The organism is Flagellimonas aurea (assembly GCF_017313785.1).
Taxonomy (GTDB): Bacteria; Bacteroidota; Bacteroidia; order Flavobacteriales; family Flavobacteriaceae; genus Flagellimonas; species Flagellimonas aurea.
Window position 1 is genome coordinate 101,982 of record NZ_JAFLNL010000001.1, and the last position, 14,570, is coordinate 116,551.

At 41.4% G+C, this 14,570-nt stretch carries 15 protein-coding genes; 8 read left to right on the forward strand and 7 right to left on the reverse strand.

Annotation, left to right across the window (positions count from 1 at the left end; translation table 11 throughout):
* The first annotated feature begins 71 nt into the window (after positions 1-71).
* From J0656_RS00415 to J0656_RS00425, 3 genes are read left to right on the forward strand one after another with little or no spacing between them, the layout of a single operon-like run.
* Positions 72-635, forward strand: a complete 564-nt coding sequence (locus J0656_RS00415; protein ID WP_207030684.1) for a DNA-3-methyladenine glycosylase I — start codon at positions 72-74, stop codon at positions 633-635.
* Entirely contained in the window at positions 625-1,206 is a 582-nt protein-coding gene (locus J0656_RS00420) for a hypothetical protein (RefSeq protein WP_207030685.1), read from the forward strand. Before J0656_RS00415 ends, J0656_RS00420 begins: the two co-directional genes overlap by 11 nt.
* The gene (locus J0656_RS00425; protein ID WP_237688807.1) at positions 1,193-1,882 is read left to right on the forward strand and encodes a DUF2490 domain-containing protein; all 690 of its coding nucleotides are present in this window, start codon (positions 1,193-1,195) and stop codon (positions 1,880-1,882) included. Before J0656_RS00420 ends, J0656_RS00425 begins: the two co-directional genes overlap by 14 nt.
* On the opposite strand, the gene aat is transcribed toward J0656_RS00425, so the two are convergent.
* Together aat and J0656_RS00435 are read right to left on the reverse strand one after the other, a co-directional pair.
* Positions 1,853-2,527 (reverse strand): leucyl/phenylalanyl-tRNA--protein transferase, encoded by a 675-nt coding sequence (gene aat, locus J0656_RS00430; RefSeq protein ID WP_207030687.1) that lies wholly within the window; start codon positions 2,525-2,527, stop codon positions 1,853-1,855. The two genes, J0656_RS00425 and aat, sit on opposite strands and share 30 nt — an antisense overlap.
* Positions 2,528-2,620: 93 nt before the next feature.
* A complete protein-coding gene (locus J0656_RS00435) occupies positions 2,621-2,998 on the reverse strand; it encodes a DUF3127 domain-containing protein (RefSeq protein WP_207030688.1) in 378 nt (125 codons plus the stop codon).
* 122 nt (positions 2,999-3,120) lie between these two features.
* Between J0656_RS00435 and J0656_RS00440 the strand changes: the two genes are divergently transcribed.
* Together J0656_RS00440 and J0656_RS00445 are read left to right on the forward strand one after the other, a co-directional pair.
* Positions 3,121-4,266: a sensor histidine kinase gene (locus J0656_RS00440; RefSeq protein ID WP_207030689.1), complete on the forward strand. Its 1,146-nt coding sequence runs from the start codon at positions 3,121-3,123 to the stop codon at positions 4,264-4,266.
* Between the two features lie 9 nt (positions 4,267-4,275).
* Positions 4,276-4,620, forward strand: a complete 345-nt coding sequence (locus tag J0656_RS00445) for a hypothetical protein (RefSeq protein ID WP_207030690.1) — start codon at positions 4,276-4,278, stop codon at positions 4,618-4,620.
* Here the strand turns inward: J0656_RS00445 and J0656_RS00450 are convergent.
* Together J0656_RS00450 and greA are read right to left on the reverse strand one after the other, a co-directional pair.
* Positions 4,617-5,006 (reverse strand): HIT family protein, encoded by a 390-nt coding sequence (locus J0656_RS00450; protein WP_108245880.1) that lies wholly within the window; start codon positions 5,004-5,006, stop codon positions 4,617-4,619. The two genes, J0656_RS00445 and J0656_RS00450, sit on opposite strands and share 4 nt — an antisense overlap.
* 67 nt (positions 5,007-5,073) lie before the next feature.
* Entirely contained in the window at positions 5,074-5,550 is a 477-nt protein-coding gene (gene greA / locus J0656_RS00455; protein WP_207030691.1) for a transcription elongation factor GreA, read from the reverse strand.
* A 186-nt stretch (positions 5,551-5,736) separates the two neighbouring features.
* Between greA and J0656_RS00460 the strand changes: the two genes are divergently transcribed.
* Entirely contained in the window at positions 5,737-6,171 is a 435-nt protein-coding gene (locus J0656_RS00460; protein WP_207030692.1) for a Rieske (2Fe-2S) protein, read from the forward strand.
* A 9-nt stretch (positions 6,172-6,180) separates the two neighbouring features.
* Positions 6,181-7,167: an aldo/keto reductase gene (locus tag J0656_RS00465; RefSeq protein WP_207030693.1), complete on the forward strand. Its 987-nt coding sequence runs from the start codon at positions 6,181-6,183 to the stop codon at positions 7,165-7,167.
* 4 nt (positions 7,168-7,171) lie between these two features.
* On the opposite strand, the gene J0656_RS00470 is transcribed toward J0656_RS00465, so the two are convergent.
* Together J0656_RS00470 and J0656_RS00475 are read right to left on the reverse strand one after the other, a co-directional pair.
* On the reverse strand, positions 7,172-8,173 hold the full coding sequence (locus J0656_RS00470; protein WP_207030694.1) for a Gfo/Idh/MocA family protein: 1,002 nt from the start codon (positions 8,171-8,173) through the stop codon (positions 7,172-7,174).
* A gap of 38 nt (positions 8,174-8,211) precedes the next feature.
* On the reverse strand, positions 8,212-10,461 hold the full coding sequence (locus tag J0656_RS00475) for a TonB-dependent receptor (RefSeq protein ID WP_207030695.1): 2,250 nt from the start codon (positions 10,459-10,461) through the stop codon (positions 8,212-8,214).
* A 317-nt stretch (positions 10,462-10,778) separates the two neighbouring features.
* On the opposite strand from J0656_RS00475, the gene J0656_RS00480 reads away from it, so the two are divergent.
* A complete protein-coding gene (locus J0656_RS00480; RefSeq protein WP_207030696.1) occupies positions 10,779-13,175 on the forward strand; it encodes a hybrid sensor histidine kinase/response regulator in 2,397 nt (798 codons plus the stop codon).
* Here the strand turns inward: J0656_RS00480 and J0656_RS00485 are convergent.
* Complete coding sequence (locus J0656_RS00485; protein WP_207030697.1) at positions 13,150-14,496, reverse strand: sigma-54-dependent transcriptional regulator; 1,347 nt, start codon at positions 14,494-14,496, stop codon at positions 13,150-13,152. The genes J0656_RS00480 and J0656_RS00485 overlap by 26 nt on opposite strands.
* Positions 14,497-14,570 lie beyond the last annotated feature (74 nt).

Genomic DNA, 14,570 nt, shown 5'->3' on the forward strand with positions numbered 1-14,570 from the left:
TAACATCCACCACTTTAACTTGTACTTAACGATTTCTTATTTTGCCTTACTTTTACTTAAAATTGATTGCTATGGACAAACATAGATGTGGCTGGTGCGTGGGCGACACCCTTTATGAAGCCTATCATGACGAGGAATGGGGCGTTCCTGTCAAAGATGATGAAACCCTTTTCGAATTTTTGATCTTGGAGACCTTTCAGGCAGGTCTGAGTTGGATTACCATATTAAGAAAACGTGAAAATTTTAGGCAGGCCTTTGACCATTTTGACTACAAAAAGATTGCAAAATATAATCAAGCCAAGATTGATGCCCTCCTACAAGACCCAGGAATCGTCAGAAATAAACTAAAGGTTAATGCCACGGTCACCAACGCCATTGCCTTTATAGAAGTCCAAAAAGAATTTGGTAGTTTTAGTAAATACATTTGGGGATTTGTAGACCACAAGCCCATTAAAAACGAGTTGAAAAACTATAAAAATGCTCCGGCAACCACCGAATTATCCGATACGATCAGCAAGGATTTAAAAAAACGTGGCTTTAAGTTTGTGGGAAGTACGGTGATTTACGCCCACATGCAGGCCACGGGCATGGTCAACGACCACGAAGTAAACTGTTTTAGATACCATGAAGTTTAAATACCTCCTATTTGTAATCGTTGGTATTGTGCAAATCACATCTGCGCAAAACAAGTACGAACAGGAATCCAGAATAGACAAGGCTGACTTCCCGAACAGCGCTTACCTGTTAATTGAAGGTTACCTGAAAGATGCCAAACGAGTGCGTTTTTACCAAGAAACGGATAGCACCAAAAAAAGCTACGAAGCCAAGTTTAAAAAAGGGCGATTGCGCTATAGCGTTGAGTTCGATGAACAAGGGACATTGGAAGATGTAGAGTTTAAAATAAAGGTTAGGGACATTCCGAACGATACATGGGGCGCCATTCAATCTTACCTGGATAAAAACCACTACAAACACAGAGTAAAAAAAATTCAACAACAATACCCCTTTCGTGAAGAAAAGTCGGTTGAAAAGACATTGCACAACGCATTTCAGAACTTGATCCTGCCCGATGTAAACTACGAATTGGTCTTTTCCGCCAAAGAAAGTGGTGGTTTTCAAGAATACGAGGCACTGTTCGATTCCGAAGGACAGTTGGTCCAGATTCGCAAATCCTTCCCACCAAGTTATGACCATGTACTCTACTAAGTGGTTTTTATTTGTTTCGGTGCTATTGTTGCTGATTTCAGCATCCGTAAAAGGCCAAGAAAATCTAACGGGGTACTGGCAACCGCAAATTGCCATAAACTACCCAGTATCCGGTCCATATTCCCATAACTTTTCAATCGCGAACCGAAACTACATTTTTGATAATGAGGAATTCACCTTAAAAGGAAGACAACTGGATGTTGTCCATTTTTCAAACTTAAAAGTGAGGGACAACCAAAGTATCGCACTGGGCGTTCAGTATCGGTTCAGGAGCAATTTTGAAAACAGGGAAAACGAACTTAGACTTACCCAGCAGTACAACATTACCAACCAACCCTTTGCCATACGCTATGGGCACCGTTTTCGGGCAGAGCAACGTATCACCAATTCGTTGACAATCCATAGGTTCCGATACCGCTTTGCGCTTGATTTTCCATTGGTCGGCGAAAAATTAGATGTAGGGGAACCCTATTTTGTAGGGAGCTTGGAAAATCTGTTGAGCGTGGCCAAATACAATGCCCCTCAATATGATGCTCGTTTATCCGGGCAAGTGGGCTGGCAACTGAACGGCGGCATAAAATTCCAAGTGGGTGTGGAGTACCGAATGGAAGACTATTCAGCCGGTGTTCCACAACATATCCTTTTTCTACTGACCAGTGCGCAAATTTCCTTGTAGCAACTTAACGAACTCTTTTCTTGGAATAAGTTCGGCACCCAAACTTTCCAGATGATCGGTATGCACTTGACAATCTATAATCCGATACCCTTTCTCTCCCAATTCTTTGGCCATTTTTATAAATGCAAACTTTGAGGCATTGGCCCGCAAGCTGAACATGCTCTCCCCGCAGAACACATGTCCTAGATCAATGCCGTAGAGTCCTCCTACCAAATCCTCGTTTTCCCAGACCTCATAGGATTTTGCATGCCCTTTTTCGAACAATTTCATGTAAGCGGTTTTCATTTCGGGCGTTATCCATATACCCTCTTGGCCTTTACGACGAATTTGGGCACAGTAGTCGATTACCTGTTCAAAGCAGGTGTTTTGAGTTAGCACGAATGACCAATCCCGGATTACTTTTCGCATGCTCTTGGACACTTTTACTTTATGTGGGAACAGCACCATCCTTGGGTCGGGCGTCCACCATAAAATCAGGGAGTCATCATTGAACCATGGAAAAATACCATTTTTGTAGGCCAACAGTAATCGCTCCGGCGAAAGGTCTCCACCTACTGCAAGCAAGCCATCTTCACTGGCATTATCAACGGGAGGAAACTCCAATCTCCTGTCCAAAAAATATAAGGGAGTGTTTTCCAAGGACAATTTTTTCTAAAAATACAAATCAGCCCAAAAACTAAAAAATCCGAACGTTACGTTCGGATTTTCAAATTTTATAAATAGTAAACCTTTCTATTATTAAAATGGAAGATCGTCGTGGTCTTCATCACTATAATCATCGGCAGGCTCAAAGGCTTCCATAGGCGGAACCGGAGGCATGTTGTCACCTGCTGGCTCAGACTGAAGGTTCTCTATTCGCCATCCTTGGATGGAGTTGAAATATTTGGTTTCTCCTTGAGGGTTTACCCATTCCCTTCCTCTCAGGTTGATACTGATCTTCACCATTTGCCCTACGGAATAATTATTGAGCAAATCACATTTATCCTGCACAAACTCTACCAATATGTGCTGCGGATATTGCTCTTCAGTGGTCACGACCACCTCTCTTTTTCTGAAACCGTTGTTGCCATAGGTTTTGGTCTCATCTATCATTTTGATTCTTCCCTGAACTTCCATGCAATGTTAATTTTTGTTGAAAATTCAAAAGTACATAAAATGAATCCTAATGACATCCGTTATTTAAACTAACTATCAACATGTTTTCCAATTACCTATCTTTAAAAAGAATTTGACCACCAATGGATTTTAGTACCAAACGGAAAACCTCCAATATTATACTGCTGGTATCGGCATTCATCATTGTGAGTCTTATTCTATGGAACACCAATAGCTTTTTCCGAAAGTTTAAGGAGGAGGAACGCCTAAAAATGGAAATTTGGGCAACAGCACAGTTGGAACTCGTTCAATCATCGGTAGACCAAGAACTGGGGAACCTCACCCTCAAAGTTCTGGGCAACAACACCTCTACCCCAATGATTTTGGTTAACGAGGAAGGTTCCTATAAAACCCATAATATTCCCGAGGACAAAATTGCCGACAGCGCATATATCCATCAAAAGATAGAGCAGTTCAAAAATGAGAACCAACCCATTCAGATCATTCAGGAAGACGAACTGCTCGAAACTCTGTATTATGGCAATTCGGAGGTACTCAACAAACTAAAATATTATCCACTTGCCCTTTTGTTGATCATTTTTTTGTTCGGGGCAGTGATATTCTTTTTCTTCCGAACCAACAAAGCATCGGAACAGAACAAGCTCTGGGCTGGCATGGCCAAAGAAACGGCACATCAAATAGGAACGCCGCTCACATCTCTTTTGGGTTGGAACGAACTCCTTAAATCTGAAGATATCAATCCTGAGGTGACCCAAGAAATAGCAAAGGACATCGATAGGTTGGAAACCATTACAGAACGATTTTCCAAAATTGGTTCTATTCCAGAATTGAAGGACCATGATATTGTAAATGAGACCAAAAAGGCATTCGATTACTTGAAGCAACGTAGTTCCAAACTGGTACATTTTTCCTTCAGCTCCAATATAGACGAAGCCCATGTACTTATGAACCCCCCTTTGTACAACTGGAGTATAGAAAACCTGGTAAAGAATGGTATCGACGCCATGAAGGGCAAGGGCAATATTGCCATCCAAATAGAGAAAAAGGGACAGAACATCAATATTCTGGTATCGGATACCGGCCACGGAATCCCCAAAAGTGATTTTCAGAACATCTTCAATCCCGGTGTAACTTCCAAGCAAAGGGGCTGGGGATTAGGACTTTCGTTGGTAAAAAGAATTGTTGAAGAGTACCATAAAGGAAAAATTAAAGTATTTTCGTCTAGTAAAGAAGGAACTATCATGCAAATTACCCTACGAGCACTATAAATTTGAATTATGGCAAAAGAAAAGCAACTCGTAATACAAGAAGCTGATATCACCAACAATTGCCCCAAATGTTTTAATCAGGAACTTAAGATTACGTTTTACCAAAAACACACGTTTAATGCACTATACCATAGAACTACCGGTGTGGTGACCAATGAGATCAAGTGCAAGAAATGCAATTCCATCATATATCCCGTGGATTGGACCCCCGATATTGAAAGGGTATTTGATTACTACAACAAATTGGTAAAGCCGGACAGGCCCGCAGTGCGCTTCACCATGCTATTTTTTGTGGTCTTGGTCCTAATGCTATGTCTTGTAGCGGCCGGCGTCTATTTTATGATAGAGGGCTAAAGGTGGGACTTGATTTGTTCCGCTACCGCTTCAAACTCATCTGAGGTAAGACTCTCCTTATTTTGAAACGTAGCATTGGCCATACTTTGCAACGGAATCAAATGCACATGCACGTGGGGCACCTCAAGACCAATAACCGTCATCCCCACTCTTTTACAGGGCACTGCTTTTTGTATGGCAAGACCAACTTTTCTTGAGAAGGCCATGAGTTTCATGTAAGATTCCTCATCAAGATCCAAAATCTTGTCCACTTCCTTTTTCGGGACGCATAGCGTGTGTCCTTTGGAATTAGGGTTGATATCCAAAAAAGCGAAGTGATCTTCGTCCTCAGCTATTTTGTAAGAAGGTATATCCCCGTTGATGATCTTGGTAAAAATACTGGCCATTTTAATTCAGTTTAAAATAAAAAAATCCCGTACTACGACGGGATTAAATATACCAATTTAGTTGATGTTACTCTCGAGTGATCTCTAAAATCTCAAATTTGAGCGTTCCATTGGGAACCTTGATCTCGGCAACATCACCTACTTTTTTGCCCAATAACCCTTTACCGATCGGAGATGTCACGGAAATCTTACCTGTTTTAAGATTGGCTTCGCTCTCCGCCACCAAGGTATACTTCATTTCCATCCCATTGGCCAGGTTTTTAAGCTTCACGGTAGAAAGTACTAATATCTTGGAGGTGTCCAGTTGTGATTCATCGATTAAACGGGCATTGGCCAAGGTTTCTTCCATTTTGGAAATCTTCATTTCCAAAAGCCCTTGGGCCTCTTTGGCCGCATCATATTCCGCATTTTCTGAAAGATCTCCCTTGTCTCTTGCTTCAGCAATGGCCTGTGACGCTTTTGGACGCTCTACATCCTTAAGTTGATTCAACTCGTCCCTCAATTTCTTTAATCCTTCGGGTGTATAGTATGATACTTTGCTCATATCGTTAATTTTTAATGCAAAGAGGCATTGAAGAAAATCAAAAAATTTCCCCAATGTACTCTTCCTCTACAAATACAAAAAATCCTCAACGATGCCCATGACCTGCATGGTTTTTGCGAGGATTTTACGCAAATATAGAGAATTTTTGTTCAACTTTGCTGCCGTAACGTACTGAAACTATCGAACATGAAGCACCTCTGGGCCATAGTATTATTGGCACTGGTATTATCCTGCAGCTCCGATACCTCCAATAGAAATCCTTATTTACAAGAGGTACGATTCCGTTTTGAGTTGAACCTTAACCTGCCGTTGTACAATAATTTACAAAACATTGGAAATCCTGTTTACGTGGGCAACAATGGCGTGGGAACCCGAGGCGCCTTCGTTATCAATACAGGGTCCAGTTTTATGGCCTGGGAAGCCAGTTGTCCCAACCATGTCCCCAATGAATGTTCCACCATGACAATCGACGGGCAGAATGCTGCATGTAGCTGCGAAGGTTATACCTATAGTTTGTTTACCGGACAACTATTGGATAGGCCCGATGATGGAAACCGATACCACGACCTCTTATTTTATAGGGCTACCCAAAGTGGAAACGTGGTCATCATATCTAATTAATCCTGAAGAATGAAGTATAGAAAACTAGGAAAAACAGGAATAGAAGTCTCTGAAACCTCCTTGGGTACTTGGCAGGTAGGTGGAAAATGGGGCTCTGGATTCAATGATGCTTTAGCTGAACAAGTTATTAATGAAGCAATAGATGACGGTGTAAACTTTATAGACACCGCTGATGTCTATGAAGCCGGTGCAAGTGAGGCAGCCGTTGGCCGAGTGGTAAGATCAAGGCCCGAAGAAGTTTTTGTGGCCACAAAATGTGGAAGACAAATCAATCCGCACGTTAACGAAGGCTATACTGTGGACGTACTCCGAAAATATGTGGAGGACAGCTTAAAAAACACTGGGCTGGAATGCTTGGATCTGATTCAATTGCACTGCCCTCCGACGGAAGTGTACTACCGTCCCGAAATTTTTGAATTGTTCGACCGATTAAAGGATGAGGGCAAAATAAAAAACCTTGGTGTTAGTATAGAAAAAATAGAGGAGGGTTTAAAGGCCATTGAATATCCCAACGTCAAAACGGTCCAAATCATATTCAATATGTTCCGGCAGCGTCCTTCGGAATTGTTTTTTGAACAAGTACAGAAGAAGGATGTCGGTGTAATCGTCCGCGTCCCTTTAGCCAGTGGACTACTTACCGGGAAATTTTCTTCGGACTCCACTTTTGACGAAGAAGACCACAGGAACTTTAACAGAGATGGTGCAGCTTTTGATAAGGGCGAAACCTTTAGCGGTGTCCCTTTTGAAGTAGGATTACAAGCTGTTGAAGAACTCAAAAAAGTATTTCCCGAAAGAAAAAACCTAGCACCCATGGCTCTACGATGGATATTGGATTTCCCCGAGGTCAGTTGTGTTATTCCGGGTGCATCAAAAGAAGAACACCTGAAAAGCAATCTTGAAGCGGTGAAATTACCGTCGCTCACAAAAGAGAAAAAAGCAGCTGTAAACCAAATATACCACGAATACATAAAAAAACACGTGCACCAACTTTGGTAATAGATCAGAGTTTTCCCAAAATTTTCTCCATTACCCAACTGGTATGCAGACCGGTCGTTCCAGTTGAGGGATGCTTTCCTTGTCCTTGAAGATGATTTTTTATATTCTCTACATGGAACTCTTGAATGTGTTCTGGTTGCGGAATATTCAAAATTTGATGCCCCAAAGCATTTTGAAGCTCAACGGGGGCTTCGTCCAAAACGGCAAAACGAATGCTTCCCTTGGAGCCCATAATTTCGACCTTATCAGTTCGGTGGTTCGTTCCAAAGTTCCAGTTGCCTGTTCCCGTAATCCCTGCCTCGTGTATCCAATTTGCCGTTATGGCATCAAAAGCGGAATACAATCCAATTTGGTTCGTGCAAAAACCATTGGCCTCTTCAATATCACCCAATAAAAAGGTGAACAAGTCCAAACCATGACTGGCCAAATCATCAAAATATCCGCCACGGGCAATTGCGGCATCGGTTCTCCAGTTATATGCTTTGCTTAGATCAATATCACTGGGCGGTTTGGTCTTTTGCCAATGGATATGGCGAACTTCACCTATCAGACCATCATCCAACCATTGCTTTATTTTTAGAAATCGGGGCAGTGAACGGCGATAATAGGCTATAAAAAGGGGGACATCCCCATTCCGAAAAGCTTCATAAATGGCCAAACTGTCATTATAAGTAGGGGCCATGGGTTTTTCTATACAACAAGGTTTCCCCGCTGCAGCTACTTTTAAAGCGTAAAATTTATGGGTATCGGGAGGTGTAGCAATATAAACTGCATCAATATTTGGATTGTCGATTACCTCATCAGCATCGGTCGTCCAATGAGGAATCCGGTGTCTTTTCGCATAATCCTCTGCCTTTTCTGGATTGCGCCGCATTACCATGGAAACCTCAAAACCTGATGTAATCTTATAGGCTGGCACGCTTTTTATTTCGGTTACGGCACCACAACCGATAACGCCCCAGCGTAGGGGCTTTTCTTCTGAAAAATTAAAACGGGATTCTGTCATTATGGATAAATTTACAGAATCCCGTTCTTTTTTACACCTTAAAAGTTGATGGCCGCTCCTACAAGAAAATTGATTCCTGCTTGTGGGTAGTAACCGGCACCTTCGATGGTTGTTATGGTTCCAGGGTTGGAATAGTCATCATCAAACGTGTAGAAATATCCGTTGGAGACAATATCGGCATCAAAAATATTGTTCACCAAACCGGAAAGTTCAATGCTCTTTATAAAAGAGTTCATGTTGATGGTGTACTGAATATTGAAGTCTGTTTGGGTATAGCTATCCAAAACAGAGGTTTCGGAATCTATATTGCCCATGTATTGTTTGCCTACAAACTTTGAAAGCAATGAAACCTGAAAGTTGGTGTTGGGCTGATAGGTGATAATGTTGCCCGCAATCAATTTTGGAGAGTAGGCAATGTTTGTATTCCCCAAATCTTGAAGCTCTCCGTCTCGCTCAAAGAAATAATCAAGGTTCCTGTTATCGCTCAAAGCAATGTTCGGTCTCCATTTAAATGTACTGGACAGGTTTACATTGGCATCGATTTCCAATCCTAAACGATAACTGTCACCAACGTTCGACCTTAACGGAGCCCCTACATCGTTCAAACCTCCCGTCAATACCAACTGATCTTTGTAACGCATATAGTACACATTGGTGTTCAATTGAAAACTTGGTGAAACATATCTCCATCCCAACTCAAAATCGTTGAGTTTTTCAGGTTTTGGGCTTCCGTTTTCGTAATCGTTGCGGTTGGGTTCCCTGTTGGCTCGCGCATACGAAAAATAGAAGTTATTGTTACGGTTCAAATCGAAAGTGACACCTGCCTTTGGATTGAAAAAATTGAAGGTGTCGCCCACTAGGCCGGTATCTTCGCCATTGGCCTGATAACCAACACCACGATATTGCACATCTCCGAACAAGGACCATTGGTCCGTAAGTTGATAATTGGCCTTTGTGTAGAAGTTTACATCCGTTTTGGTTGAATTATCGTCATAATACCTATCCCGAATTTCACTATTGCGTGCATATTCTGCCCATATGATTTCGCCAAAGTGATCTCCTTTGTATTCATTGTAACCCCCACCCATAATAAGTTCAAGGTTTTCGCTGTTGTAGGTAGCAGAAAATACGGTTCCATAAAAATCATTGTCCAACCAACGGCGGCGAATCAAATCGGTAGTTTCTACCAATTCACCATTTACAGTAAAAGGTTCCAGACCATAGGTAGCAAAATCGTCTTCTTCCCTGTATTGCTCAAAAAAGCCCCGGCCTCTTGTATAGTGAACGGCCAAATGAGTGTTCCAAGCCGAGTTCCATGTCTCGTACCAGTGCAGTTGAAAATGGTCTTGTTTGTAGTTATCCACTTCATTTTCATAGTATTGGGTATCTCCATTATCATCGGTATATTCCCCGGCCGAGTTGTAGGTACGGTTATCTTCCAACTGGTCTGCCGTTATACCGTTCCATGCCTGATAGGTAATCTCGTGCCCACCAAAAAGCAACGCCTTGATCAAGGTATTGTCATCTTTATAGGTTCCCTGTAGAAAATAACTTTCCAATTCAGAGGATGCCCTGTCCACATAGCCATCCGAAGTAACACGTGACAAACGCCCAGAAAATTCAAAGTGGTCGTTCATCAATCCCGTACTGAACTTTACGTTGCTACGCAGGGTATTAAAACTTCCTACAGATGATGAGATTTTGGCATAGGCCTCCTCCGAAAAAGCGTCGGTAAGCATATTCAAACTTGCCCCAAAGGCACCTGCACCGTTCGTAGATGTTCCCACACCACGTTGCAATTGCAAACTTTGCGTAGAAGAGGCAAAATCGGGCATGTTCACCCAAAAAGTACCATGTGATTCTGCATCGTTGTACGGAATACCATTGATAGTTACATTGATTCTCGTAGCGTCGCTTCCACGGACACGCATACTGGTGTAACCGATACCCGCCCCGGCATCCGATGTGGTCACCACGGCCGGCATAAAGTTCATGAGAATAGGGATGTCCTGACCGAGGTTTCGAGGGGCCAGTTCCACCTTGTCCAAATCAGAAAAAGTAATGGGAAAATCCTTGGTAATCCTTATGGACTGAACCAAGACCTCATCTAGGACGACTTTTGTTCCCTCAAGGCTGTCAACAGGTTCTTCTTGAGCACTAATGGAAAGTGCCAGGCCAAAGCACGCCATACTTGCAAGTAATGTTTTGATGCGATGTCCTTTCCTTTTTTTTGACGGTCGCAACGAGCCAGAAAAGGCTCTTTTTTGAATAATTGAATAGAGTTTCATTCGTAAAAATGTTACGAATAAAAGGGGTCATTATTCTTTGTTAAAAATTGATTTTTGTTTCTAAAGAAACATAGAAATTCCAAGATGCGGCCAGCGCATTCCCTTGGCAGCATTACCCGCCCAGGTTCATTGGGTATAATCTCAGCCTTTTGTTAAAAGCACCCCTTTGAGATGCCGCAAATGTAAGATGCCCGTATTGATTTTCATAAAAAACATCTTAAAAATTTAACTTTTACTAACAACCATGCACCCCAAGTGCAAGCGTATATAAGAGTATGCACCCAAAATCAAAAAAAAGATTTACCCTAAAAATTGTAATGAGCTATGTTACGCTGGGTATTCTTGCATCCCTCGCTGCATTTTTCATCTATAATGAATTCAAAAGCTATGCCTCATCCAAGAACCAGGACGACAGCAATGAAAAGCTCTTGAAGACCAATAGGTTACTCACTCAACTGTACGATGCCGAAAACCTCTCCAAGTTGGCCCTCCAGACCAAAAAACCAGAGGATCTAAAATCCTATGCGCAAAAAGTGGATTCCATTACGGCCTTCATAGATTCACTAAAACCGTTGGCAAAATCAGATTACAGTAATCAAACTTCCAAATTGGACAGTGTTCAGGAATTATTGAACCAAAAGGTATTCAACAATGCTGAATTGCGAAAACTTAAGGTACGGAACGATAACAATACTTCATTGGATTCAGTTTTAAAGGCTTTTCATGATATGGAAGTGGGAATGGGAAGAATTACTCCGGAAACCTTTGCTCCTAATTTTGACAAATTGTCCCCAGAAGCAAAAGAGTCCATACGAAAATCTGTGGCCATTCTTAATAAGAATATCCCGAACTCAGATGGGGGTGCGGACGCCAACAATATCGATTCCATTTTAGAGGTTTCCAAATCCATCATAAACAAAGCCATTACAGAAACTGCCACTGCCGAGAGGACTGTACTTCAAAAGGAGCTCGAAATTTATCGCACTGACCTTGAGCTTTCCCAAAAAATGAGAGGGATTTTATCAGATTTTGAACAAGAAATGGCCCAGAACACATATCTGGATGCTCTTCAGCAGGAAGAAGCACTTAAAAAAAGTACGCGTTTAGCTGGTGGAGCGGTGATTTTGGGGTTGATCATTGTAATCGTTTTCACCTTTATGATTTCCAAAGATTATTGGAAAGTCCAAGAATATCGGGAACGCCTCGAAAGGGCTAAAAAATATTCGGAATCGCTTTTAAAAAGTAGGGAGCAGCTCATCTCGACCGTAAGCCACGACCTCCGTACCCCTTTAAATACCATTAGCGGTTATTCCGGTTTGATAGGGCAAAGCGGATTAAATTCCGAACAATCGAATTACTTAAAAAAGATTCAATCTTCTTCCGATTATGTAGAAAAACTGGTGAACGACCTTTTGGACTTTTCAAAGTTGGAGGCCGGAAAAATTCAATTGGACAAAGTTCCTTTTTTGCTGTCACAGTTAATAGAGGACACGGCAACAGATTTTGAGGAGATGCAATCCAAAAAAGGAGTGTCGTTACAATTGAAAGTCTCCGAAGATTTAAAAACACCCATCATAAACGATCCATTTAGAATACGACAAATATTATCCAACCTGATTGGCAATGCCTTTAAATTTACCGATGAAGGTCATGTAGAGGTCTCCGCCACGGTGATTGAAAAAAATAAATCCAAATGGGCAAAAATCGAGGTTGAGGATACAGGAATTGGAATACCTGCCGAAAAACAAGAAGCCATTTTCCAAGAGTTTATCCAAGCAGGGGAATCCACAGAAAAAAAACAAATTGGGTATGGCCTTGGCCTGACCATTTCCAAAAAACTTGCCGAATTATTGGATGGCACTTTAAGCTTGAACAGCGAAGTGAACAAGGGGAGTACCTTTACAGTTGAGATTCCTGTTGAGTTTTCCAATATCGAAATCAAAGAGGACAATTCCGAAACTCCAATTGTAAAGCCTGATGAATTATCCATTTTGGTAATCGATGATGACGAAAATATGTTGAGTCTCATATCGGAAGTCTGCAAACTCAACCATGTAAAAACTACAACTTTTACAAATTTTGATGATTTTCACATTTCCGAAATCCATCAGTTCGATGCGGTTATCACGGATATTCAAATGCCTTCCATCGATGGTTTTTCCGTATTGGAAAAAGTCAATAATACAGGTTATTCAAAACCTGTGATAGCCATGACCGGTCAACAGATTGGAAATAAATCCGAATATTTGGAAGCAGGTTTTGCCGATGTTCTGCAAAAACCTTTCTCTGCAACAGACCTATTAAAAGCTTTGTCGTTCGTCAATAATATGAGTTTCAAAAGTGAAATCACGGACACAGCTTCTTCCTTTTTTACTATTCGGAATATTTCCGCATTTCTGGATAGTTTTGAGTCGGTCAAAGAAGTTTTGCAGGTCTTTTTGGATAATTCCCTCAAAAATATGGAGCTCATGTTTTCCGCTATCGGCAATCAGGATTATACCGACATTAAGGCCATATCCCACAAAATGTTGCCCATGTTCAGACAATTGGAGGTACATGATGCCATCCAATTATTAGAGGTTTTGGAAAATCTTTCCGGTGATGCAACAGGAGAAAAGGTATTTGAAATTTTAACAGAACTTCAAACAGTCCTGAACAATCTTGATGTTGAAATCCAAGCGTATCTGGCTAAACATCCAATTGATATTGATTGATTTTGTTGTAAAGTGTCTTTCGGGTAACCTGCAAGAGTTTTGCTGCCTTGCTCTTGTTAAAGTTGGTTTGCTTTAATGCGCTCAAAATCCTTTCTTTTTCAAAATCGGATCTAGAGAAATTCACTTCATGCCCTTTATTGGCACCATCGACCACCTCGTCTGCCAATGCATTGGGAAACATGGTTTCCGTTGGGGAGAAAAGAACTGCCCTTTTTATCACATTTTTCATTTCTCTTAAATTCCCGGGCCAATCGTACTTGTGTAGAATATTTTTGGTCTCCTCGGAAAATTCAAGCACATTTTTGTCCAATTCGGTATTGGCCCTGGCCAAAAAATAATCGGCAAACAGGAGAATATCTTCCCGCCTATCCCTTAACGATGGTACTTCTATGGAAAATTCATTGAGTCGATGGTACAAATCTTCCCTAAAATTGCCTTCTTCGACGGCTTCAAGAAGATTTTCGTTTGTGGCAGCTATGATTCGAATATCCACTTGGATTTCTTGGGTGCTCCCCACACGTTTTATTTTACGTTCTTGAATGGCCCTGAGCAATTGTACTTGGTGTTCGTATGAAAGATTCCCTACCTCGTCCAAAAAGAGCGTTCCGCCATTGGCAGCTTCAAAATGACCTTTTTTATCGTCTATAGCTCCTGTAAAACTACCTTTAACATGACCAAAGAACTCACTTGTGGCTATTTCTTTTGGTATGGCCCCACAATCCACGGCCACAAAAGGTTTATTGCTCCTCTTACTTGCCAAGTGAATGGAGTTTGCTGTCACCTCTTTTCCTGTTCCGCTTTCTCCAGTAAGCAAAACAGACATATTTGTAGGGGCGACCAACTCTACATATTGTTGAAGTTTTTTGGATTTTTCCCCCTGTCCTTTTAAAAAGCCAACAGGCTTCTTCTCCTCTACTGGTTCCTTTTTAGAGGATTTGACAGCTATTTGTGTCTCAGTGACCTCTGTTTTCAATGCTTCCTTTATCACTCCAAGTATCGCCTCTGGAGTAAAAGGTTTGGAAATATAGTCGAAAGCACCTTCTTTGATGGCGTTTACCGCGGTTTTCACCTCTGCATAACCTGTCATCAGAATAACCTGTGTTTTTGGAGAATCGCGTTTGACCTGTGCGAGCAAAGTAACCCCGTTTCCTTTGGGCAATCTTACATCGGACAATATTAAATCGAAAGTAGATGATGCGAGATGTTGCTCTGCTTCTTTTATGGAGAAACCTATGGATACCTCAAAGCCGTTCTTGGTCAAAAACTTTTGAAGCATTTGACAGAAGGCAGTATCGTCTTCAATGATTAGGATTTTGGGCATAATTCAGTTACCTAATATACGTCCCATATCATTTTAAAGATGATTGCTTTCTTATAAAATTATCACAAAAAAAG